17 protein-coding genes are annotated in these 23,871 nt (G+C 38.1%); 5 read left to right on the forward strand and 12 right to left on the reverse strand.

Annotated elements, in window-relative coordinates:
- Nucleotides 1-98: 98 nt before the first annotated feature.
- The 4 genes from IX38_RS11565 to IX38_RS11585 all read right to left on the reverse strand — a co-directional run bounded on the left by IX38_RS11565 (nt 99) and on the right by IX38_RS11585 (nt 10,396).
- Complete coding sequence (locus IX38_RS11565; RefSeq protein WP_034705083.1) at nt 99-4,664, reverse strand: TonB-dependent receptor plug domain-containing protein; 4,566 nt, start codon at nt 4,662-4,664, stop codon at nt 99-101.
- A gap of 3 nt (nt 4,665-4,667) precedes the next feature.
- Nucleotides 4,668-7,442, reverse strand: coding sequence for a hypothetical protein (locus IX38_RS11570; RefSeq protein ID WP_034705084.1), 2,775 nt, complete (start codon nt 7,440-7,442; stop codon nt 4,668-4,670).
- A gap of 63 nt (nt 7,443-7,505) precedes the next feature.
- A complete protein-coding gene (locus tag IX38_RS21945; protein WP_051884663.1) occupies nt 7,506-9,866 on the reverse strand; it encodes a TonB-dependent receptor plug domain-containing protein in 2,361 nt (786 codons plus the stop codon).
- A gap of 11 nt (nt 9,867-9,877) precedes the next feature.
- Nucleotides 9,878-10,396: an RNA polymerase sigma factor gene (locus IX38_RS11585; RefSeq protein ID WP_034705087.1), complete on the reverse strand. Its 519-nt coding sequence runs from the start codon at nt 10,394-10,396 to the stop codon at nt 9,878-9,880.
- A gap of 209 nt (nt 10,397-10,605) precedes the next feature.
- On the opposite strand from IX38_RS11585, the gene IX38_RS11590 reads away from it, so the two are divergent.
- Nucleotides 10,606-11,808 (forward strand): C1 family peptidase, encoded by a 1,203-nt coding sequence (locus IX38_RS11590; protein WP_034705089.1) that lies wholly within the window; start codon nt 10,606-10,608, stop codon nt 11,806-11,808.
- A gap of 140 nt (nt 11,809-11,948) precedes the next feature.
- On the forward strand, nt 11,949-12,110 hold the full coding sequence (locus IX38_RS22995; protein ID WP_165570728.1) for a hypothetical protein: 162 nt from the start codon (nt 11,949-11,951) through the stop codon (nt 12,108-12,110).
- Nucleotides 12,111-12,262: 152 nt separating this feature from the next.
- On the opposite strand, the gene IX38_RS11595 is transcribed toward IX38_RS22995, so the two are convergent.
- Nucleotides 12,263-13,324 carry an NADH:flavin oxidoreductase gene (locus tag IX38_RS11595; protein WP_034705091.1) on the reverse strand — a complete coding sequence of 354 codons (1,062 nt, stop codon included), beginning with the start codon at nt 13,322-13,324 and terminating at the stop codon, nt 12,263-12,265.
- Nucleotides 13,325-13,446: 122 nt separating this feature from the next.
- Between IX38_RS11595 and IX38_RS11600 the strand changes: the two genes are divergently transcribed.
- On the forward strand, nt 13,447-13,836 hold the full coding sequence (locus tag IX38_RS11600; protein ID WP_034705093.1) for a winged helix-turn-helix transcriptional regulator: 390 nt from the start codon (nt 13,447-13,449) through the stop codon (nt 13,834-13,836).
- A gap of 17 nt (nt 13,837-13,853) precedes the next feature.
- On the opposite strand, the gene IX38_RS11605 is transcribed toward IX38_RS11600, so the two are convergent.
- Nucleotides 13,854-14,639 (reverse strand): DUF7003 family protein, encoded by a 786-nt coding sequence (locus IX38_RS11605; protein WP_131368670.1) that lies wholly within the window; start codon nt 14,637-14,639, stop codon nt 13,854-13,856.
- Nucleotides 14,640-14,789: 150 nt separating this feature from the next.
- Entirely contained in the window at nt 14,790-17,222 is a 2,433-nt protein-coding gene (locus IX38_RS11610; protein WP_034705099.1) for an alpha-ketoacid dehydrogenase subunit alpha/beta, read from the reverse strand.
- A 137-nt stretch (nt 17,223-17,359) separates the two neighbouring features.
- Between IX38_RS11610 and IX38_RS11615 the strand changes: the two genes are divergently transcribed.
- Nucleotides 17,360-17,653: a hypothetical protein gene (locus tag IX38_RS11615; protein ID WP_034705102.1), complete on the forward strand. Its 294-nt coding sequence runs from the start codon at nt 17,360-17,362 to the stop codon at nt 17,651-17,653.
- Nucleotides 17,654-17,655: 2 nt separating this feature from the next.
- On the opposite strand, the gene IX38_RS11620 is transcribed toward IX38_RS11615, so the two are convergent.
- From IX38_RS11620 to queA, 5 genes are all read right to left on the reverse strand, one after another.
- Nucleotides 17,656-18,633 (reverse strand): polyprenyl synthetase family protein, encoded by a 978-nt coding sequence (locus IX38_RS11620; RefSeq protein WP_034705104.1) that lies wholly within the window; start codon nt 18,631-18,633, stop codon nt 17,656-17,658.
- 73 nt (nt 18,634-18,706) lie between these two features.
- A complete protein-coding gene (locus IX38_RS11625; protein WP_034705105.1) occupies nt 18,707-19,588 on the reverse strand; it encodes a hypothetical protein in 882 nt (293 codons plus the stop codon).
- Between the two features lie 114 nt (nt 19,589-19,702).
- Nucleotides 19,703-20,647: a sterol desaturase family protein gene (locus IX38_RS11630; RefSeq protein WP_034705108.1), complete on the reverse strand. Its 945-nt coding sequence runs from the start codon at nt 20,645-20,647 to the stop codon at nt 19,703-19,705.
- A 73-nt stretch (nt 20,648-20,720) separates the two neighbouring features.
- Nucleotides 20,721-21,755, reverse strand: a complete 1,035-nt coding sequence (rlmN, locus tag IX38_RS11635; protein ID WP_034705110.1) for a 23S rRNA (adenine(2503)-C(2))-methyltransferase RlmN — start codon at nt 21,753-21,755, stop codon at nt 20,721-20,723.
- Between the two features lie 75 nt (nt 21,756-21,830).
- Nucleotides 21,831-22,880: a tRNA preQ1(34) S-adenosylmethionine ribosyltransferase-isomerase QueA gene (queA, locus tag IX38_RS11640; RefSeq protein WP_034705112.1), complete on the reverse strand. Its 1,050-nt coding sequence runs from the start codon at nt 22,878-22,880 to the stop codon at nt 21,831-21,833.
- A 182-nt stretch (nt 22,881-23,062) separates the two neighbouring features.
- Here queA and IX38_RS11645 point away from each other — a divergent pair, with 182 nt between their 5' ends.
- Nucleotides 23,063-23,755, forward strand: a complete 693-nt coding sequence (locus IX38_RS11645; protein WP_034705113.1) for an AIM24 family protein — start codon at nt 23,063-23,065, stop codon at nt 23,753-23,755.
- Nucleotides 23,756-23,871: the final 116 nt, after the last annotated feature.

Raw genomic sequence — 23,871 nt, forward strand, 5'->3', positions numbered from 1 at the left:
GTTATTCCATAAAAGAGAGGTACTGTAAAGAAAAATAACTCTGCACTTTATTTGATTTCAATTATACTTTATAAAACGCTCTCCTCATTACTCTTTTCTTATGGTTCAATTCTCGTCCTGATTCCTTCATTCCAATACCTCGCTTCCGGCATATAATAAAGATATACATTGCTCGCTTTTCCTGTGTATTCTCCTGCAAATTCAACTTTCAGATCAAGGTTGATCACCTTTGTTTCTTCAGCATCGAAATGCTCCCAGTACAGCACCAGATAATTATCAAAAATTTCATAATAAGAAACCTGTTTTTTATCAATGAGATCTTTCAGGAGAGCATTCTGTAATGTAAGTCCTGCCGGAATCCCGATCTTGGCAGTGACCATTGGCAGTGGTCCGTTGATCTTACTTTTTACTGTGACCGTCATTCTGTTGGTCTCTCCCACTTTCGCAATTGCAGATTTCAGCTTGGTTTCCAGTGTCACAGGAATGTCTTTGCTTTCAGGAGCCTGTAAAGTATAATAATGATAATCCAGTTTATACGGCAGGCCTTTTTGGTTATTTCCTGCATATTCAACATCTATTTCGTTCTCTCCGACTTTGTAAGCTGAACTCAGGCTTACATCGGGAGCAACTTCCGCCTTATTTATTTTAATTCCAGGTTTTTCTGTTCCGTACAGTTTTTCATTTTTAGCAAAAAAAACCGACAAAGCTTCCAAAGCCATTGTTGTAGCCTGCGTGGAACCAAAACCGTAATATCCATTATAATTGATGAGCTTATCTGCTGCTTCCGCGATTTTTAACTGATTGAATTTTTCATCTTTCTGAAGTGCCATTATGTAAAGCGACAGCGTTTCTGAGTTGGCTGAAGCACCTCCTGAGCCTGTAAAAGTGACCGCCGTTTTTTCATTTTTGCTTTCATACTGTTGATTCAGTATCGTCATGAGTTTCTGATATTCAATGGTTTTTCCGAGATAGGCAGATGTATTAGCCATCAGCGCTAACTGGTAAGAATCTTTTGAGGCTAATGCTTTATTTAATGCATTTTTATAAGGTTCTTCCAATTCATTTTTTAACCCTATTTTCGACAAAGCATAAATCACATACATATTTCTCGACCAGGCATAATCGGAAAAAGGGCTTTGCATTTCATAACTTTGTCTCACTTCAAAAGTTCCGTTCTGATTTTTCCTGGATAAAATAAAAGAAGCCAGATTCCGGATCAGCTTAGGATCAATATCCACATATTTTTTAAGATCTCTGAATTCCAGCAATGCAAAAGCTGAAACTGAAACATCAGATTCCGAAGAATTGAAATATCCGAAACCGCCATCCCTGTTTTTGTAGCTCAGCATTCTCTGGTAACCTTTTTTCATATTTCTTATGACAAAACTTTCTGTTTGAGGTGTGATTTTTTTAATAGATTTTAAATAATCCAGTATAAAAATATTGGGATACACCGTAGATGAAAGTTGTTCGAAACATCCATGAGGTTCACGTTTTAATCTTTCCATATCATCAAACAGCTGCAGAGCCGTGTTCTGATAGACATAATAGGATGATGAAAAACTCCCGTTGATGTATTCAGGAATAATGGTTTTTATATTTTCAGAGGTATTACCGATCACAGAATAATAATATGGAAAACCTTTTTCTTCAACATTAAACGGAAAAATAGCCACCTCTCTGAAATCTCCTGACTGTATTGAAAACTGAATATTGGAACTTACTACATCATCGGTCTGTAAGGTAACAAACAACCGACCCGACTCTAATGGTTTGAGGGTAATAATGCTGTCGGATTTTATTAATTTAACCCTGTTCGGAACAATCACATCCATAACCATTTTCCGGGTTTCCGTTGAGTTGTTTTTAATAACTACCGGAATTATCATCTGGTCCGTTCTGGTAAGATACTGAGGAACTTTAGCATCAATTGAGATGAGGCTTTGAGCAGCATATACGGTTTCGTCTCTTCCTATCTGTCCGTTCCCGGAGATCCCTTCGGTCATAATTCTGAAAGCGGTATTGGCATCCGAATTATAAAATTCAACTTTTGCTTTTCCTTTTTTATCGGTTTCTAACACGGGATTCCAGTAAATCGTTTCTCTATAGTCAAAGCGGTACGATGTATTGGTACTCTGATACACAGGATACTGAAAATTTCTGCTGTAAGAATAGGTAACGAGGCTATCTCCCGGCACCGCCATCACAGCATAATATGATTTTGGCGTGATATCAATTTTCAACTGTGAGCGTAAGTTTCTGACAGAATTAATAAGGATAACCCCATTTACCCCCCGGCTTCCGTAAATAGATGTGGCAGCGGCATCTTTCAGAACTGTTATGCTGTTGATATCGCCAGGATTAATTGCTGTTTTAAAATTTTCTACCGGTATTCCATCAACCACATACAATGGAGCTTTGTTCGACACAGAGGCAGTTCCTCTTACCAGAACGCTACTTCCCGGCTGTCCATTAGTAGTGCTCACCATAACTCCGGCCACTTTCCCGGCTAATAAAGCAGTAACATCCGGATTCTGAAGTTCTTCATCCCTTGCAATGGTTGTTTGTGCCGCTAAATTATTTTTTAGCGTGCTAATTCCATAGCTGCCGGTTACAACCACTTCTTCAATGTTGGATGACATTGAACTGTCTTTCTTTATACTGCTTCTGGATGCCCTTCTTGTACTTCTTTCCGAAACAGATTTTGTTTTTCCCTGCTCTACATCTGTTCTTTCCAGATCTTTTCTGAGCTCTATCTTTCCGGTTTCTTTTACAGCCTCTTTAACGATTTCCTCTACATTGACATTATTCAGAGATTTTCCTGCAAGTGGATTTACCGGCAGTCTATAGGATAAAATCCTGATCTTTACCTGCTGTTTGGGTTGAAAAGATTTAGCAACAAGTTTATAGGAATTCCCCTTTCTTAGATCTGAAAAATAAAAATTTCCTTCTTCAGAAGTAGTCTGTTTAAGGGTTTTGTATCCTTCTATCAGAAAAACTTCTGCTTTGACGGGTTTCCCTGTTTCATCTTCAACAATCCCATAAACAGGATTCTTTTTTTCCGGAAGGTATTTATATTTTTGATTTTTGATGATTTCAGGAGCCAGCTCAAAATATCGGTAGCCATTGGTAAGCATGAGAAGATCAAGACTTTTAATTGCTTTTTCTTCTTTTTTATCAAAATAGAACTGCGGTCTTTCTACCTTTCCTTTCAGTTCGGAATCCATAAGGAGCCAGGAAAGAATATTATTCTGTTTATCATCTGCATAAGTCCAAAGCTTGTCATCAACAACACTCATAGCCAGGCTGGCAGGAACAGGAATCCCGTTTTCGTCTGTAGTTTCAATGTCCAGCACCACTTTTTCTCTTGGAAGATACTGCTGTTTTAAAGGCTTAATTTTCACATTCATCTGTCTGTTTTCATTGGCAAAAACAATACGTTCTGCAAGAGGGATCTCTCCTTCAAAAACAGTAAACCTGCAGATACCGGCCGGCAGTTCTTTTTCAGAAATTTCAAACTGATTTACACCTTTCTGTACCGGAAATGACTGATTATAGATTTCTTTTTCTCGAAAGCTCCCTTTCAATGCAACTGTTCTTTGCCCGCTAGAAGTGATCCTGACATAGATCTTCCGGTTTTCTTTATGTATATTCAAAACTACACCTTCATCTTTAGCTTCCGGAAACTGATAGGTTTGGGAAATATTTTCGGGTTTCACCACTTTTGCATAATATGCCTCTCCTTTTTTAGGGGTAAAAAGGAAACTTCCCATTCCGAAATTGTAGGCTGAAGCTTCTGTTATTTTCTGGCTGTTCTGATTAAAAATTTCCAAAACGGCATCGACAGGCTTCTCGTATTCGTCTAAAATTTTAAACGCAATATTCTGCTCAATTCCATTAATAAAAGTGCCTCCTTCCGGCATCAGTTTCACATCAAGATAATTCAGCACGATTGGTATATTCCTTGAAATAGATTCAGTAAATCCATCGAAATTCACTTTAATATTCAGTAAGGCATCAGAAGATTTCAAAATTCCGGGAAGATTGAATTTCAGCTGCTTTTTACCTTCTTTATCCGTAATCAGTTTTCCTTCTGAAACGATTTCTCCGTTATGCATCACCGTATAATCCGCTTCATAAAAAGGAATAACCTGGTTACTCAAACTTCGCATTGAAAAATCTGCCAAGACCTCATCGCCAGGGCCATATCCTTTTTTAGGAAATTCAAGCTTCATCAGAATTCTCGGGGAAACAACTTTCTGCAATGTGATTTCTTTTTCAAAAGCATTTTTCCCTTCTTCATTCTGCATCCAGTTAGTAAACGCCCTGATTTTATAAATTCCGCCTTTCATGTCGTCACTGAAATAGAAGTATCCTTCTGCATAACCTCTTTCAATTTCATATTTGACTTTTTTAATGACACTTCCGCTTGGATCAACCAGCTCAAAGTTGACGACTCTGCTCTGATCCGCAGGAAGATTATTTTCAGCCTTCACTACATAAATTTTAAAGTACATTTCCTCACCCGGCTTATAAAAAACATGACTGGTCTGTATATAGGTTTTTTCTTTTTCGAAATCTTTAAACTGATTCTGTGCTTTCAAACCGACATTTGAAAACAGTAAAGCAAAGAATAAAATATAGGTTATAATCTTGAAATCCATACATTAAAATTGAAATGAAACCATGCATCCAAAAGTCCTGAAAGAAGGGAGATTAAAGAAATCAAGCCCTTTCCCACCATCCAGATCGTAAAAGTTCTGGTTAGGATCTGCTCCCTGATTGGCCTGCCAGAGAAGGATATTGTTGATATAAAAAGTAATGCCCAAGCCTCTTTTAAAACGCCCAATATCAAATTTACCTGTCAATGAAATAGTATTGATCCTTACATAATCCGCCTTCTGTACATAATCTTCTGCCACTCCCAGATAGCCGTATCTCGTCCATCTGTTCTCTGAAACAGTCTGTGCCGGGTTGTAAAAATCAACAGGAATCTGATTGGGACTTCCACCAGAATTCACTCCCTGAAAGACATAGTTTTTAATATTTCTTCCATCACCGGAATTTTGAGAACGTCCGTAGTAATCGAGGACTGCTTTGGTTCCGTTCCAAAGCTGACCTCCTTTTTTCCATTCCCAATTGATATCCAGGGAAAACATTTTATAGCTGATATTATGATTGAATTTAACAACGAAATCAGGTGTAGGATCAGCAATGATCTTTAATCCGTCTGCTTTTTTGGGGTAGCCAAATTCATCAATGATCAGATCTCCGGTTGCATTTCTTTCAAAGTAACTTCCGACCACTGCACCCAAAATCTGTCCCTCGGATAAAGTTTTATATACATCACTGAAGCCTGCGACTGCAAGATTATTATATCCGGCATTTACCCTGTCTACAACATCTTTGTATTTAAAGAAGGAAATTTTATTGCCGGCCTTGAAATCTGTTCCCAAATAAATATTATCATAGGCAAAATTAGCTTCATAACCGCTGTAGGTATGATCTGCCATATTTTTCAACTGCAGCCGGTTATTATCAAAAACCGGGAAAATATCGTCTGTCACTTTACGATTAAAATATTCGGCTTCCAGGCTTATTTTGTAGCCTGCTTTCAATCTGAATCCCGCCTTCGCTTCTTTATTGTTAATATTTGAAAGATTCCTGAATGTCTGAGCTTCTAAAACCGGAAAGTACTGATAGGCATCCTGAGCATTCAGCAAAGTTGTAGCATAAGAAGAATAGGATTTTGTGATCTCCGGTTCTGAACTTATTTCCGTATAGGCTCCCAAAATTTTGAAATCTATATTGTTCCAGTCAAAAATATTCTGAAATATCAGATAGGCACTGACCTTTGGAAGCCAATACGTATTTTTTGCGGATGTATTCGATATATAGAAAGCATTTCCCATATTAAACCCTGCACTGATGTCACTGTAATAACTGGTATAATCATACTTATAATTTAAGATATAATCCTGTGACGTCCTTTGGTACGAATATGCTGTCTTCATCAGGCTATTGTAAACATCAGATTGTCTGTCATTCAGAATAAAATTCAGGCTCAGGGTGCTTCTCCCTTTGCTTTCACCGAAATAATAAGAACCTGAAACATTGGAACTGTACAGTTTATTTTCCTGGCTCCGCTCGTTGTAAAGACCATTTGTAAAGCCGTAAGCAGATGGTTTGCGATCATCACTGTTCAGGAAACTGTCGCTTTCGTAGGATTGATTGATCATCAATTTAAAGTCGGACCAGTTTCTTTCCAGTCCAAAACTGAACTGTCGCCTGCGGTCACGGTAATTGTATTTATTTTCCTGATCCAATAAAAAGTATGGATTATCTGCAGACTTGCTGTAACTTCTCTGTAAACCGTCTGTCAGAAGTATTTTCTGTGCATTTGAAAATGAAATTGGAGTAAGCAGTGCATTTTGGTAAGCTCTGTTGAAAAGTCCGGTTCTGTTGGAGTTTACAGCTTTATTTTCATCATAATTCAGTCCCAGATTCACCGAAAATTTAAGAATTTTGGAACTCAGCTTTGTTTTAAGTGTATTTGAAATATTGTACTGATTTGCAAAATACATCTGATCTTTCTGCTGCCCAAGATCTACGGACAGCCTAAATTTTTCATCATAATATCCGTTGTTCAGGGAAGCATTCAGCCTCAGCTGGTTATTATAGCTGAAAACAGTTTTGAAAATATCATTGTTATAGGCTTTCGCCGGAGAAATTCCACTGCCAACAGGAATTAGCCTTCCATTACCGTCGTATTCATAAGGATGATGATCAAATCCCAATGAAGAAATATCCGGTCCGAAACTGAACATTTCACCTGTTTCAGGACCCTGCCACTCCAGCTGTCCATTTTGGGAACGCCCCTGGACATAATGGTTCTGGGTGTCAGGAATAGAATTTCTTGTTTTGACGTCAAAAGATGTGGTAAAACTTCCGCTGAAATCAAGAAATTTATCCGGCTGTTCCCTTAAGTAGTACGTATTTTCAGTAATCTTTTTTATCTTTCGTACCGAAGAGAAATTATAAATTGAATTTCCTATTACATATTCTTTGGAATTTTCAAGACTAAATTCATCTTTCAGTTCTTTAATCACCAGGCTGTCGTAGGCACCGCTTCTGGGTGTCCAGACACTTTTATTCTCAATCCGGCTTTCTAAAATACTCTTTAGCTCAGTCAGTCTGTAGGCTACAAGCGTGCTTTTTCCATCATTCCAGAGCAGGGTATCATTTTCTTTGGCAGCGATAATAGCAAAACCTTTTTCATCAGTAAGTTCATATATTCCGGTGTTTTTATTATAAACCTTAAGAAAATTCTGGGGTTTATTTTTTTTATTTAAAAATATTCCAGAATAATAAAGCTGTGAGTTTTGCGAAAACAAAAAATTGGCTGCAAGAGGCAATAGCACCAAGTAAATTTTCTTCATCATTATTTATATTTCTAAAAATAGAGAAAAAAAAGAAATTTCCGGGGAAATTTCTTTTTCAACTGGTTAATTTTTGATCACCTTAAAGGTTTCCCACTGCTCTCCGGATCTCAATCTCAGCAGATAAATACTCTGGGGATAAGCAGTAATGTCTATTGTGTTTTTACCTTCTCCCAGCTTCTCTTTCCTCATAATGATTTTTCCCGCCAGATCATAAACGAAAAGCTCGTCTATGGCATATCCGGACTTTATATTGATGATTCCTTTGGTAGGATTTGGGAAAATCACAGTTTTGGATTCCCGCTGGTTATTAACTTCTGTTTCAAGCTTTTTGTTCAGGTGGTCATTTGAAATTCCGTCGTTGCATTCCGGAAGTGTTGCCCGCTGAAGAATCAGCCTTAATAACAGCGCATTCAGCTTTTCTACTTCATAAGAATCAATGGTAGGTTTTATATGATCATTCCCTATCCCACTGTCGTTGGTAAGGAAAGTATAGGTTCCATTCGTCAGCAAAGCAAAGGTTCTCATCAGATATTCCGTCTGCTTATCCGTATCACTGGCCGCTAAAGGAATCACAGTAATTCCTTTTTTGGACGCCAGTTTTATTGTCTGATAAAGCTTATTGATATTCTCATCCGAACGGTGCGGAGGTGCATCAAGAATCAAAAACATAATTTTGGTTGAATTTTCGGTACTCCATTTCAGTTCATCAATGGAAACCTGCATGGCTTCTACCACTGCTTCCGGAGTGTCTCCACCTCCACCGGCATTTTGTTTTTTAATAAAACTTACGAGTTCTTCGGCTTTATCGGAAAAGTCAAATTTGCGGGTCAAGTACTCATCCCCCTGATCTCTGTAAAAAACAGATCCGTATCGTACGGTTGTATTTTTAAGATTGCTCTCCACCTTTTTTAAAACATCTAGAAGTTCAGACTGCAGATACGAAATTTCATCACCCATAGAACCTGTTGCATCCACTACAAATGCCAGATCAAGATTCTGTGTTGTAATGCAGGCTTTATCCATCATAATCAGGTTTTGCCCATTCTTAAAATCCCTGATATTTGTACTGATGATCTGCCCGGAACCGTCAGCTAAATAATATTTTCCGGAAACAGGATGACTGCCTTTCATGGGCTCAATCCACAATTCTGCATTTCCCAGATTATTGGAAACAGCTTCCCAGATGATCTCTTTTTTATCGTTCAGCAGTTTTACTTTTTCGCCGATCACGGGCTTTCTGCTTTTATTGACAAGCTGTACTGAAACCCTTCTGTCAGGGAAGAAGTTCCAGATATTTTTATATTCGTCAAGAGTAGGAACTGCGATATCTTTCCAATAATCCCATTTTGAAAAATCATTGACTTCCCCGGCGGTTAAGAGCCCTGCTTTCGGAAGATCTTTTTCTTCTTCTTTTATACTTTCTTCTGTTTTTTTTGAGGCTTCTTCTTTAAGTTTTTCAAGATCGGATTTTGACAGGCCCCGGGTAGTCACAAGAATTACCCCATTGCTGGCTTTGCTGCCATATAAAGCCGTAGCATTCAATCCCTTTAAGACTTTTATTTCTTTAATATTACTGGGATCCAATAAACTCAGTACTTCCGATTCTCCCCCAAATAAAACTCCATCCACCACAAATAATGCTTTATTGACGCTCATACTTTTTGCCCCTCTAATCAATATTTCCGAATGTTTCCCTTTTCCTGATGAAACTGACAGCCCGGCTGCTCTGCCACTTAAAGAAGCTAATGCAGAAGGTATTCCGGCACTTACATCCTTGGAAGCAACCATGGTACTTGACGAAGTTGCTGCACTAGTTCTTTTTATTCCCATAGCACCAACCACTACTACTTCTTCTATATTCGTTTCTCTTAAAGTATCTTTCCACTGCCCACCTCTTCTTGGCGGAACAGGAACATCAGCAGCATTTTTCTTTTTGAGATAATATTCGTCTGTTGAGTAAGTGCTTTTTCCTGAAGCATAGATTTCATCATTCTTATTAACAGCTACGGTTTTACCCGTATTGTCAGGAATTTTTACAGCTTCATCTTTTGCCAAAGCAGACGGATTCTGTGATGGTTTTGAAGCTTCAATTTCTTTCTCGATATTGGATTTTACAGTACTGTCCACTGTATGGATCGTATTTTTTTCAGGGTGGCTTTCAGCTCTGTTTTCTACAATTAGAGGTTTTGAATTTTCAGCAGTTTTATCTTTACTGATAAAATAAAAGGCTCCCAATCCAATAATTAAACTTGCCGCAATTCCATAAGGAAACCAAACCGGAAGTATTCTCTTTTCCTCTTCTTTTTTATCTAATTTTTCTTCCACTTTTGCCCAAACTTTATCGAAACCCGGAAAAACAGCCGGCTCTTCCGAAAGTTTAGAAGCAGCATTGAATCTTTTATCTATATCGTGATTATTTTCCATTTTCCTAAAGTTTAAATGTTCTGATTGACCAAAAGTTCCTGTAATTTTTTCCTCGCAAAATTGAGCTGGGATTTCGATGTTCCTTCGCTTATGGAAAGCATCGTGGCAATTTCTTTATGCGGATAGCCTTCAATCGCAAACAGATTGAATATGGCCCTGCAGCCTTCGGGAAGAAAGTTCAGCAGGCTCAGAATATCTTTCTCAAATGAAATGCTTTCTGACAAAGTCCCGGAAGATTCTGCAAAACTGTCATCCATAGAGACGAACTGCGCTTTGGCGGCTCTCAGTTTCTGAAGACATTCGTTGACTGCAATTTTTTTGGCCCATCCTTCAAAAGTGTCAAGATTCCGGAGCTGGGTGATATTTGTGAATATTTTGTAAAAAGCATCGGCCAATACTTCTTCAATATCTTCATCATTTTTCAGATAGCGTCTGCAGACCGAGTGCAGCCTGCCCGCCATTTTCTCGTAGACCTTCCGCTGTGCACTGCGGCTGTTACGCTGGCATTCTATTAGTAATTCTCTTTCCATAGTCAGGCTTTATACTGTTATAGATGCATAAACTTTGGGATAGGTTGGAAACATTTTTATTTTTTTACAAAAAAGCAAATAAGCTGATTATGAATAAGCTGTTCCGTTTTTGCTTTATTCAATTTTTTTTCACCTTCAAATTTAACTTTTCCCTTTGTAACGGATCTTTAATATGAACGACTATTCGTATAAATAATCTTTTTTTAGTAATGAAAAATACCAAAATTGCCTCATTACTTTTTGTTTTATCTGCAGGAAGTATGATGTTTGCCCAAGATGACCTGATCAACAAATTAAAAAACAATCAGTCTCAAAATGCTAATTTCAAGTTCACAACGTTGAAAGATGTCGGTGCAACTTCAGTTAAAAATCAAGGTTCTTCGGGAACATGCTGGAGTTATTCGGGGAATTCTTTCCTTGAGTCTGAAATGCAGAGAATGGGCAAAAAGCCTGTTGATCTGGCAGAAATCTTCACTGCAAGAAATTCTTACCACGATAAAGCCAAATTATATGTACTCAACAGCGGAGCGATCAGCTGGGGTGACGGCGGTGAACTGCACGACGTTGTGAATATGTACAAAAAATATGGTGCAGTTCCTCAGGATGTCTACACTGGATTGAGATCCGGACAGACTTTGAACAATTTCTCTGAAATGCAGGGTAAACTAAAGCCTGTTTTAGACAGTTTGGTTCAGGCTGCAACAAAAGGAAAACTTTCCGACAACTGGATGTCTTCTGTTGATGTAATTTTAGATCAGTATTTAGGAAAAGTTCCTACCAACTTTACTTATGAAGGGAAATCTTACACTCCGCAAACTTTTGCGAAAGAAGTTGTAGGCATCAATCCTGATGATTATGTAGAACTATCTTCATATAAAGATTATCCTTACTATCAGAAATTCGTAGTTCCGATTCCTGATAACTGGAGCCACGATTCTGACTGGAATGTTCCGATGAAAGATTTAACAGCAATTATCGACAATGCTGTGAACAAGGGATATTCCGTAGGCTGGGCAACAGATGTTTCTGAGCCTTATTTCTCCTATAAAAACGGTGTAGCTTATGTTCCGGATACAGACCTGGATCAGATCACTGCGGAAAACAAAGGATCTCTATTCACAGAGCCGAAAAAAGATAAAGTGATCAATGAAGATATACGTCAGAAAGCACTGAATAACCTTTCTACAACCGATGACCACGGAATGCACATCGTAGGATTGGCAAAAGACCAGAGCGGAAAAGAATATTATATGGTTAAGAATTCCTGGGGTGTAACGAATGATTTCGAAGGTTATATCTATGTAACAAGACCTTATGTTGAATATAAATCGACTGCAATCCTGGTTCATAAAGATGCACTGCCAAAAAGCATCAAAAAGCAATTGAAACCAAGTAAAAGCATTGGTCTGTAAAAAACTGAATCACTATTGTCATCAGAATATGACAATTTTAGATATTTAAATCTGTTAAAAACCGTTTTCAATTTTTGAGAACGGTTTTATTTTGGCTAAAAATATAATCGTATATTTATCATCAATCAACAAATTAAAATATGAAAAATCTAAAGAAGTTATTAAAATCTGATTTAAAGAAAATTAATGGTGGCAATGCGCCAGATTGTCCAACAGGAACAACAGCCTGCTATATTCCACCTAAAAACGGGCAGCCTTCCCGTTGGAAATGTCTTTCGGACAACGTAGAATGTCCGGGTTAAAACCAATTAAAACCGCTTCCAAAATTCCGGAAGCGGTTTCGTTTAAAATAATTGATAGGTAAAATATTATGAATAGTGAATAATCAATTTGCTTTGCCTGCCATTTTTTTCAAAATTTTCAAATCATAGCAAAGCAAAAGTTCACCATTGACTTAAAATAAAACAGCCAGGCTTTCAGCGGAGAAATCAAGAAGATCTTCTGTTTTTCCTTCTTTAATTTTCGTTACCCATTCCGGATCCTGCAACAAGGCACGACCGACAGCCACCAGATCAAAATCTCCTCTTTCCAGCCTTCTTGTCAGTTCCGTCAAATCCGCTTTTTCAGTTCCCTGTCCTGCAAATGCTCCCATAAAATCTCCTTCAAGTCCTACAGAACCTACGGTAATTGTTGGCTGACCGGTGATTTTTTTCGCCCAACCTGCAAAATTCAGATCAGAACCTTCAAATTCGGCTTCCCAGAAACGTCTTTGTGAACAGTGGAAAATATCAACTCCCGCTTCTTTCAAAGGCAGCAGCCATTCTTCCATTTCTTCAGGCGAGTTGGCCAGTTTTGCTTTATAATCCTGCTGTTTCCATTGAGAAAGGCGGATAATGATTGTAAAATCTTCTCCAACTGCGGCTCTGATTGCTTTTACAACGTCAACCGCAAATTTGCTTCTTTCTTTTATAGTTTTACCGCCATATTCGTCAGTTCTTGTATTGGTAACTTCCCAGAAAAACTGGTCGATCAGATAACCGTGAGCCCCGTGAATTTCAACGACATCAAAGCCCAGATCCTTCGCAGATTTTGCTGAAGCTGCAAACTGTGCAATTGTATCCTGAATGTCTTCCAATGTCATTGCAGAAGCTTTTTCCATATCAACTAACGGATAATCTGCTGAACTTCTCGTATCTCCAACGTGCCAGATTTGAGGTCCCATTTTTCCGCCATTTTCATGAACGGCATCGATTACGTTTTTCCAGCCGTTTAATGCTTCCGTTCCATAGAAATCAGGAATGTTCTGCATGTTTTTTGATCCGGGTCTGTTGATTACGGTTCCTTCAGAGAGAATTAATCCCACTTCTGAGGCTGCTCTTCTTGCATAATAATCTGTAATATTTTGTGTAGGAACTCCGTTGTCAGATTGTGCTCTGGTCATCGGTGCCATTACTATTCTATTTTTAAGCTCTAAATTTTTATATTTAAAAGGGGTAAATAATGATTCTGTACTCATTTTTAAAATTACATTTTATAATTGTTACACAAAGTAACTAATAATAGTTCATATTTGTACCTTATGAAATAAAAAAAGTGGTAACTTTGCAGTAACCTATATTAGTAACGTAAAAGTAACGCATGAAAAAGAACGAATTAATGCAATACAGCTGTCCTTTGGGAAAAGCAATGTCTGCCCTGGGAAGCAAATGGAAACCGATCATCGTATTGGTCATCAAAGACCGGAAATTACGTTTCGGAGAGCTTGCTGTGCGTATTAATGTGATTTCCAGAAAAGTTTTGACCGACCAGTTGAGGGAAATGGAAGCTGATGGACTGGTGATCCGACAAGAATTTAAAGAAATACCTCCACGGGTTGAATATTCGCTTACAGAAAAAGGGTTGGCATTGCTGCCGATTTTATATTTGCTGGAGGAATGGGAGACGAAATATCATGTTTATGATCCTGAGAAAGATAAAGATTGTAAGACTCTTTTGGAAGAGAAGAAAATAAAAAAGGCTGTTATTTAACAGTCTTTTTTTTCTATTTATAAGTTTCCTGATTCCCAATTTTTCCAATTATTATTCGATTCTAAAGAGGGTTTCCAATAGGAAGTATTTTTTGTTACTAAAATTTTAGATATAAGTTTATAGGTTTCTTGCTTACTTGGTGAAGTGCTCGGATCATAATGAAACTCATCAATTGTCATTAACTTTTTAAGATTTTTAGGAATGTATTTTTTAATTTCCTCTTCTGATGCTGAGATTAAAGATGGATTTATTTCATTAAAATATCTAATTAAATCACCAAAACCAATTAATTTTTTTGGATTATCATAATCTCTTAACTCAATTCCTATTTTTTCATAATCTTTATAATTATTATTAAAAGGAATTAATTTATTTCGAACTTTTATTTCTTTAGTATTCTCATCAATAAGTTCAAATGTTTCCAAATCATTACCAGCCTGCTTATTTTCAATCCTTGCATATTCATCACTGTCGATTAGGACAATATTGTTTGCATTAGTAATATAATTTCTTTCAGGATATTTATCAACAGGATATTCGATACAATTGCCAATGTAATCAAGTTCAATTTCAGCTCTTGTTGCTCTATTTTGATACCCGCTTTTCTCAAAAACAATCGCCCATTGCTTTTCATCAGCATATAAATGAATTCGATTCCCTGCAGTTTCACAATAACCATGCTCTAAATCAAGGAAAAAATTATACTTAATATCTTGAGGACGAACTTTCGGATAATATTTGCTAGGTTCCCCCTTAAAAGCTAAATCTAGTTGTTCTAAAATTTCATTTTCAGTATATTCCATCGTTGATTTTTTAATTTGCTTATTGCAAGATATTAATGTAAATAATGTGATAATAAATATTAATTTCATAAAAAGTAAACATTAAAAACTAATTTAAACAAAAAAACCGCTCCCAAAAAGAAAGCGGTTCAATATTATCTAAATTCCCAATTAAAATATCGCAGGATATTTCTGAGGATTTGTTTCATTAAACAGAGCATAAATTCTTTCAACCATATCATCTGAAGATGGCTTGCTGAAATAATCTCCATCACTTGCATACGCAGGTCTGTGATCGTTTGCTGCGATCGTCAACGGATCGGAATCCAGGAATCTGAAAGCTTTTTGTTTTTCTAGAATCTGCTGAAGGATAAACGCTGAAGTTCCGCCCTGCACATCTTCGTCAATTACGACCAGTCTGTTCGTTTTCTTCACGCTTTCAGCAATTTCATTCGTTAAATCGAAAGGAATTAATGACTGAACGTCAATAACTTCTGCGGAGATGCCTAGTTTTTCCAGTTCTTCCGCTGCATCCATGACAATTCTCCATGTGGAACCGTAAGTTACCAGCGTAACGTCTTTTCCTTCTTTCGTCACTTCAATTTTTCCGACAGGAACAGTGAATTCACCTAAGTTATCAGGCTGTTTTTCTTTTAATCTGTATCCGTTCAGACATTCAACGATCACGGCTGGATCGTCGCTTTGAAGCATGGTGTTGTAGAATCCGGCAGCTTTCGTCAGGTTTCTTGGAACCAATACCAGAATCCCTTTTGAAAGGTTCAGAATTCCCGCCATCGGAGAACCTGAATGCCAGACACCTTCCAGTCTGTGGCCTCTCGTCCTGATGATCACAGGAGCTTTCTGACCGCCTTTTGTTCTGTACTGAACGGTTGCCAGGTCATCGCTCATTCCCTGTAAACAGTATAAAATATAATCTAAGTACTGGATCTCAGCGATTGGCCTCAAACCTCTCATTGCCATTCCAATACCCTGACCTAAAATTGTAGCTTCACGGATTCCGGTATCTGCTACACGGATATCACCGTATTTTTCCTGCATTCCTTCCAATCCCTGGTTAACGTCACCGATATTTCCGGCATCTTCACCAAAGACTAAAGTTTCAGGATATTTTTCAAATATTTTATCAAAATTATTTCTTACCACTACTCTTCCGTCTACTTCTTCAGAATTTTCCGAGAAAACAGGTTTTACTTCTTTCACGTTTTCAGCTTTCCACTGAGACTGTGAATATAAGTGAGAAGAATAGTTGTCTTTTTCGACCTCAAAAATCTCATTGTATTTCTGCATCAACTGGCTTCTTTCCGCAGAATTTGTTCCTCTTGTCGCCAGTAAAGATTTTCTTACCAAATGGAAAACATCTTTCTTAGCTTTTGAAACCAATTTATTGAACTGACCGATATAACCTTCAATTTCAGCATTCTGGCCTTTAAGATTTTCAACTGACGGAAGAATAGACTGAATAAGATCTGTAATGGTTTTCTGGTAATTCTCCCAGGCATTTTTCTGACCTGCTTTTACTATTTTTTTAGCTTCTTCATCTACCGCATCCAATTCTTCGGCTGAAGCAATAATTTCTTCTTTTCCTTCGATTTCTATTGAATAATTCAGGATCCATTCTTTGAACTTCACCATACCATCAAAAGCCGATTCCCACGACAGGCGCTCTTCATTTTTATATCTTTCATGAGATCCGGATGTAGAGTGGCCCTGAGGCTGTGTAACTTCAATAACGTGAACTACAACCGGAATACTTTCTGTTCTTGCAAAGTGTTCAGCTCTGGCATAGGCATCCAATAATGAAGGATAATCCCAGGCTTTTACCTGGATGATCTCGCAGCCCTGGTTTTCGCCTTCCTTTCTCTGGAATCCGCTTAACATTTCAGCAATGTCAGCTTTTGCCCTCTGGTTTTTGGTTGGAACTGAAATTCCGTACCCGTCGTCCCAGATAGAAACAATCATCGGAACCTGAAGTGCACAGGCAGCGTTCAGGGTTTCCCAGAAATGTCCTTCTGCTGTAGAGGCATCCCCGATTGTTCCGAAAGCAATTTCATTACCTTCTTTTGAGAATTTCTCAGAGCCTTCAAATTTTACACTTTTATAAATCTTGGAAGCCTGGGCCAGTCCCAACAGTCTGGGCATCTGCCCTGCCGTAGGAGAAATATCTGAAGAGATATTTTTCTGTGCCGTAAGATCTTTCCAGCTTCCGTCTTCATTTAAACTTCTTGTTGCAAAGTGTCCATTCATCTGCCTTCCTGCCGATGCCGGCTCTCTTTCAACGCTTGTATCTGCATACAGCTGTGCAAAGAAGCTTTCAACCGTTAAAGCATTAACCGCTAATGCAAAAGTCTGATCCCTGTAATATCCTGAACGGAAGTCGCCATTTCTGAAAACTTTCGCCATTGCCAGCTGAGGAAGTTCTTTACCATCCCCAAAAATTCCGAATTTAGCTTTTCCTGTAAGCACTTCTCTTCTTCCAAGATAAGACATCTCACGCGATATCCTTCCTAATCTGTAATCCTCAAGTATCTGGTTTTTAAAATCCTGGAAAGAAATTTGCTGTGTTTCAATATAGGTTGTCTGCATAGCTAGATATAAAAGTTTTTTATTCTTCAAGTATGCCGCTAATATACAATTTTTAAATTAATTTTAATTTTCAATAATCTTTTTTAAAAATTTGATAATAAAAGAATTGTGCTTTATATTGTAAAAAATTATAGATAATGGAAAAAAAGTCGCCTCATATTCTGAATGCATCCAGCAATCTTTTAGGTTTTTCCCTGATTATCATTACCTCGTTAAAAATCACTAAAATCAGTGGGAATACACATCTGGATGAATTTGCCGGCGTAGCATGCCTAATGTTTGCGTGCAGCTGCTTTTTTTCGTTCCTGGCAATCAGAACAGAAAATGAAAAACGGGAAAAAAAATTTGAGACTATTGCGGATTATTTATTTTTAACCGCTTTATTTTGTATAGTTCTGGCTGTGATAATTGTAACCGTAAAGATTATCTGATCTTAAAACTTTCTTTCAATAACGTAATCCAGCATCAGGTGTAAAGATTTTTTGGGTTCAGAATCCGGAAATTCGTTCAGGATGTCTTTGGCTTTCTGCTGAAAATCTTTCATCACGTTTATAGCATAGTCCATACCGCCGGAGCTTTTCACAAATTCTATAAGCTCTTTCACCCTTTTCTGGTCGTTGTTATATCGTTTTATGGTATTGAAATAATACTTCCTGTCCTTTTCACTGGTCGTTTTGAGCGTGTAGATTAAAGGAAGGGTCATCTTCTGCTCTTTAATATCTATACCGACAGGTTTCCCGATGACATTTGAACTTAAATAATCAAAAAGGTCGTCCTTGATCTGAAATGCTATCCCGGTATAGGTTCCGAAATTCATCATTTTTTTGGCAAGGGCTTCGTCCGCGTTATTGGACAGAACGCCTATTTCACAACAGGCCGCAATTAGAGTGGCTGTTTTCTGACGGATAATTTCATAGTAAACATCTTCAGTGATATCCAGTTTTCTGGCTTTTTCCAGCTGCAGAAGCTCACCTTCGGACATTTCACGGATCGTCCTGGAGATCACCCCTAAAAGATCGTAATCCTTGTGATCTGTGGAAAGTAATACAGATTTTGACAAAAGATAGTCTCCTACCAGAACCGCAATTTTATTCTTCCATAAAGCATTGATTGAGAAAAAATTACGCCGTTTGAAACTTTCATCCACCACATCATCGTGTACGAGAGTGGCGGTATGAATCAACTCGATCATTGAAGCTCCGCGGTACGTTTTTTCGTTGACCTCACCTATCAGTTTTGCGCAGAGGAATACGAACATAGGGCGCATCTGCTTACCTTTGGTGGTAACAATAAAGCGGGTTACTTTATCTAATAAAGGTACCTTACTCTGCATTGATTCGTAAAACTTCTGCTCGAAAAGTTTCATTTCTTCATTGATCGGTCGTTTGATTTCTTCTACGATGTTTGCCAAAATCTGTGAATGAAAGGTAAATACTTATTAATTCTCACAAAGATAATTTTTTTCACGCAATTTTAGGACAAAATTAATCTTTGAGTTGTTCTTTTGGAATAAAATACAGCGAAGGCTGTGCGCTTCCCAATCCCGACCTGAATTTTTCCCCCGAAATATAAATTCCGGACTCGTTGACAGCAATACCTTCGATCTGACCTACCGCCAGAGCATTTCCCAGATAATAATGTTTAGGTTGTCCCTTAAAAAAAATCCCGGGTTCTGTTTCTCTGAAAACATTCAGAAAGACTTCCGTTTTTTTGGTATACCCTACGAGATAAAGCTTCCTGTCAAAATAAGCAGCGTCAGTCACCACAAAGTTAGTTTTGTACGATTCTATTTTCTCGGCTTTTTGTTTCTCAGACACAACCGGATCAATGATATAATGAGAGGTTGATTTTGATTTCCATTCTTTGGTAAACAGGTGCAGCTTTCCGTTGAGATAGATCATTGCTTCGGCATCAAAATCATTGTCAGTATACTTTGGGATAAATTCTGTCTGCTCCGGATAATAGAATGAGATTTTTGTAATGGAATCATTCTTCGGTTCATTGCTGTTAAAAGGCAGTTTATAAATTTCCAGGTCCTTTCTTGTCCCTCCATTATTTCCGAAATCTCCGATATATAAATTCTTCCCGTCATTAGCAAGGGCTTCCCAGTCTTTATTTTTGACATTACTGATTGTAAAAGTATTTTTAATGCTGCCAGAATCTTCATCCAGTTCAAAAAGTTCCGGAGCATTGCCACTGTCATTGAATGTATACAGTTTTCCGTTCATCATGCTGAGCCCGGATGTTTCCCGGATCTTATCCTCTAAATAATCAACCCGGTATTTTCTTATCTTCAAAAAGTCGGTCTGCTGGGAAAATGAAGACTGAAAAATGATAACAGCAGTGAGAAGGAGAATTTTTTTCATAGGGTAAAAATAAGGGTTTGCGGGCAATTGAAAAAGACTAAAACTGTTCTGTTCTAGTCACCCGTGAAAAATTCTTATGAGTATTTATAAATAGCTTTAAATAAAATAGATACATCAGACAGATTTTATTTTTCGTTTCTGTTCCTGCTGTCTTTTAGCCTGCTTCTTTAGGTAGTCTTTCCGGTACTGCCTTACTGTTTTTCCCGTTCCGTCATGCCTCCATCCGGGAGAATTAAAGATGTAATTAATCCGGTCTGAAAATTTCAGTCCGGGTTGTTTGATGTCTTTCCATATCTTTCTCCATTCATAGAGAAGAACGGTATCCGGTTTATTATCAGGCATTTTTGGATAGATTCCGTATTTCACAGGCAGATCAGGGTCTTCCTTTTCGAAAGTTCCAAATATCTTGTCCCAGATGATCAGGCACATTCCCATATTCCGGTCCAGATATTTGATATTGCATGCGTGATGTACCCTATGATGGGAAGGAGTCACCAGAATATATTCCAGAATCCCCAGCGTTTTCACGGTCTGTGTATGCACCCAGGTTCCATACACCTGCCCTATTGCATAAACCACCATAATATGCCAGGGATTAAAGCCTAAAAAAGCCAGAGGAGAAAAATAAAGGTATCGGTAGAGCGGCTGAAGCACCGGACTTCTGAATCCCGTCGTCAGGTTGAAATATTCTGAATTGTGGTGGGTAATGTGAACTGCCCAGAATGCCCTGGAATGATGGTCTACATAATGAAGAACATAATAAGCAAAGTCTGTAATGATAAAACAGATCAACCAATATCCTACTGTAAAATCCCAGGTAAAAAGGCGATGGTTGTAAAAGAAAAACATAACGCCCATGGCAAATACCTTCATGATCAGGTCTAGTCCGAAGTTCATCAATGCAAGATAAACACTGGTGGCAACATCTTTTCCATTGTATAGTTTAGCCTCTGAAATGTGGCTGTAGATCATTTCAGCTAAAATGACAGTAGCATGAAGAGGAATTGACCATGCATAGATATTCTCTAACCCGTCCTCGCCCATAAAGTAATCCATCATTACTTATTAGTTTTTGTAAAGGTAAGGCTTTAAGAAATTTTTAAGAAAATATCCTGTTGTTTTTAATAAAATTTTAATCAGCTGTTTTGTTGGCCAGCTGTCCGCAGGCAGCATCGATATCTCCTCCGCGGCTTTTTCTGATCATAACAGTAATTCCTGCATTTTCAAGCTGACGAACATAATTTTCTTCTGCCTGTTTGTTGCATTTGTCATATTTTCCGTCTCCAATCGGATTGTATTGTATAAGATTCACTTTGGAAGGAACCTGCTTACAATATCTGATAAGTGCTTTAATATCTTCGTCTCCATCATTAATGCCTTTCCAGACACAGTATTCGAAAGTAATTACAGAATTGGTTTTCTTATACCAGTACTGAAGAGCTTCCATAATATCTGTTAATGGAAATTTATCAGAAAACGGCATGATCTCATTCCGTTTTACTTCTATGGCAGAGTGCAGCGATAATGCTAATTTCACCCGCAGATCGTCGTCTGCAAGCATTTTGATCATTTTCGGAATTCCGGATGTAGAAACGGTAATTCTTCTGGGTGACATGCCCAGACCTTCAGGCTGAGTAATCTTCCTGATGGATTCTACTACGTTTTTGTAGTTCATCATCGGCTCTCCCATTCCCATAAAAACGATATTGGAAAGGGGTCTTTCAAAGTACATTTTACTTTGGCTGTCAATGAGAGCTACCTGGTCCACGATTTCGGCAACTTCAAGATTTCGCATTCTTTTCAGTCGTGCGGTTGCACAGAATTCGCAGTTTAATGAGCATCCTACCTGTGAGGAAACGCAGGCTGTGGTTCTTGTTTCTGTTGGAATAAGAACAGATTCTACCATCAGTCCGTCGTGAAGCTTCACACCGTTCTTAATTGTTCCGTCTGAGCTTCTCTGAAGCTGGTCTACAGAAACGGGATTAATGGTATACTCTTCGGAAATTTTTTCGCGCAGAGATTTCGAAAGATTCGTCATTTCATCAATCGAATGGAGATTTTTACTCCATAACCAGTCATAAACCTGCTTCGCACGAAACGGTTTTTCCCCTAAAGTCAAAAAATAGTCTTTAAGCTGGTCAAGTGATAAAACCCGGATATCTTTCATTGTGGTAATAGGTTGCAGATGACAGGTTGCAGGCTACAGACAAACCAATATCTGCAGCCTATACCTGATATTTATTTATAAAATAAGCATTGCGTCACCGTAAGAATAGAATTTATACTTTTCTTTTACAGCTTCTTCATATGCATGCATGATAAACTCTTTTCCTGCAAATGCAGCGATCATCATCAGTAATGTTGATTTTGGTGTGTGGAAGTTGGTAATCATTGCACTCGCAACTCCAAAATCATGAGGCGGATAAATAAATTTATTGGTCCAGCCGTTAAAAGCAGAGATTTTTCTGTTTGAAGAAACAGAAGTTTCCAATGCTCTCATTGTTGTAGTACCTACTGCACATACTCTTCTGTGGGCATCTACCGCTTTGTTGATGATATCAGCATTTTTCTCGTCGATGATCACTTCTTCCGACTCCATTTTGTGCTTGGAAAGATCTTCTACCTCAATAGGGTTAAAAGTTCCCAAACCAACATGAAGCGTTACTTCAGCAAAATCAATTCCTTTGATCTCCAGTTTCTTCATCAGGTGTCTAGAGAAGTGAAGACCGGCTGTAGGTGCAGCAACTGCCCCTTCTACTTTCGCATAGATGGTCTGGTATCTTTCTGCATCTTCAGGCTCTACTGCTCTTTTTATATATTTCGGAAGCGGAGTTTCTCCCAGTTCTTTCAGTTTTGTTCTGAATTCGTCATAAGATCCGTCGAACAGGAATCTTAAGGTTCTTCCTCTTGAAGTAGTATTGTCGATAACTTCAGCTACCAAAGATTCGTCTTCAGTAAAGAACAGTTTGTTCCCGATTCTGATTTTTCTGGCAGGGTCCACAAGAACGTCCCATACTCTGGTCTCTTTATCAAGTTCTCTTAAAAGGAAAACTTCAATTTTGGCTCCTGTTTTTTCTTTATTCCCATAAAGACGTGCAGGGAAAACCTTGGTATTGTTGAAAATGAATAGATCTTTCTCATCGAAATAATCAACCACATCTTTAAACAGCTTATGTTCAATAGTTTCTGTTTTTCTGTTAAGAACCATTAATCTGGCTTCGTCTCTGTGTTCGGATGGGTGTTCTGCCAATAATTCCGCAGGAAGGTCAAAATTAAAATCTGATGTTTTCATTTTTTTAAATTACGGTTTAAAAATTTATTCAAAATTACAAGTGTAATTTTCGGTGTGCAAATATACGACATTGAACACCCCTTTGTCAAGTATTATTTAAAATCAAATATAAAACCGTGATTTACGGTGATTTGTAAAGAAATAAAAGGTTATTTTTGGAATGATTTAAAATTTTTACATTTATGAGCAAATATTCACTGGAAGCTTTTGTCAACGAAACTAAAGAAAATCCACAGCAGAGAGATTATTTTGAACTTGAAACTCCGCATCTTTTAGAAATCAACCTTAATAACCAGGCGGTATGGACAAAAAGAGGAAGCATGGTTGGCTATGTAGGCGGCATCAATTTCGAGAGACAGGGAATGCTGGCAGGGGGCATCGGCAATCTTTTAAAGAAAGCGATCAGCGGTGAAGGAGCTAAACTGATGAAAGCAGAAGGAAGCGGGAAACTGTATGTGGCAGATTCGGGCAAGAAAGTACGAATCCTTTATCTGAACAATGAATCGGTTTGTGTGAACGGAAATGATGTTCTGGCCCACGAGCAGAGTGTAAAAAGCGATATTACCATGCTTAAAAGTGTTGCGGGTATGATGGCTGGCGGTCTTTTCCAGGTCAAACTTTCGGGAACCGGGCATATTGCAATAACAACGCATGGTGAACCATTGACACTGATGGTAACTCCTGACAATCCTGTTTTTACAGATCCTAATGCAACAGTGGCATGGTCGGGAAACTTAAGCCCCGATCTGAAAACGAATGTTTCTTTCAAAAGCCTTATCGGAAGAGGAAGCGGCGAGGAATTCCAGATGAAGTTCTCCGGTAACGGATGGGTACTGATCCAGCCTTATGAGGAAGTATATTTCACAGAGAAATAATATAAAATTGAACGTATAAAATGGCTGCTTCCTAAACCGGGCAGCCATTTTTAATTTCCTTCCTCTTTGTCCATATTTTGAAGTGCAATCCGCATCAAAGACTTTTCAGGCTCTCT

The sequence above is a fragment of the Chryseobacterium luteum genome (assembly GCF_000737785.1).
Lineage (GTDB): Bacteria > Bacteroidota > Bacteroidia > Flavobacteriales > Weeksellaceae > Chryseobacterium > Chryseobacterium luteum.

Coding starts and splice junctions, on each gene's coding strand:
- IX38_RS11565 (WP_034705083.1), bottom strand. CDS start 4,664: ATGGATTTCAAGATTATAACCTATATTTTATTCTTTGCTTTACTGTTT.
- IX38_RS11570 (WP_034705084.1), bottom strand. CDS start 7,442: ATGATGAAGAAAATTTACTTGGTGCTATTGCCTCTTGCAGCCAATTTT.
- IX38_RS21945 (WP_051884663.1), bottom strand. CDS start 9,866: ATGGAAAATAATCACGATATAGATAAAAGATTCAATGCTGCTTCTAAA.
- IX38_RS11585 (WP_034705087.1), bottom strand. CDS start 10,396: ATGGAAAGAGAATTACTAATAGAATGCCAGCGTAACAGCCGCAGTGCA.
- IX38_RS11590 (WP_034705089.1), top strand. CDS start 10,606: ATGAAAAATACCAAAATTGCCTCATTACTTTTTGTTTTATCTGCAGGA.
- IX38_RS22995 (WP_165570728.1), top strand. CDS start 11,949: ATGAAAAATCTAAAGAAGTTATTAAAATCTGATTTAAAGAAAATTAAT.
- IX38_RS11595 (WP_034705091.1), bottom strand. CDS start 13,324: ATGAGTACAGAATCATTATTTACCCCTTTTAAATATAAAAATTTAGAG.
- IX38_RS11600 (WP_034705093.1), top strand. CDS start 13,447: ATGAAAAAGAACGAATTAATGCAATACAGCTGTCCTTTGGGAAAAGCA.
- IX38_RS11605 (WP_131368670.1), bottom strand. CDS start 14,639: ATGGAATATACTGAAAATGAAATTTTAGAACAACTAGATTTAGCTTTT.
- IX38_RS11610 (WP_034705099.1), bottom strand. CDS start 17,222: ATGCAGACAACCTATATTGAAACACAGCAAATTTCTTTCCAGGATTTT.
- IX38_RS11615 (WP_034705102.1), top strand. CDS start 17,360: ATGGAAAAAAAGTCGCCTCATATTCTGAATGCATCCAGCAATCTTTTA.
- IX38_RS11625 (WP_034705105.1), bottom strand. CDS start 19,588: ATGAAAAAAATTCTCCTTCTCACTGCTGTTATCATTTTTCAGTCTTCA.
- IX38_RS11630 (WP_034705108.1), bottom strand. CDS start 20,647: ATGATGGATTACTTTATGGGCGAGGACGGGTTAGAGAATATCTATGCA.
- rlmN (WP_034705110.1), bottom strand. CDS start 21,755: ATGAAAGATATCCGGGTTTTATCACTTGACCAGCTTAAAGACTATTTT.
- queA (WP_034705112.1), bottom strand. CDS start 22,880: ATGAAAACATCAGATTTTAATTTTGACCTTCCTGCGGAATTATTGGCA.
- IX38_RS11645 (WP_034705113.1), top strand. CDS start 23,063: ATGAGCAAATATTCACTGGAAGCTTTTGTCAACGAAACTAAAGAAAAT.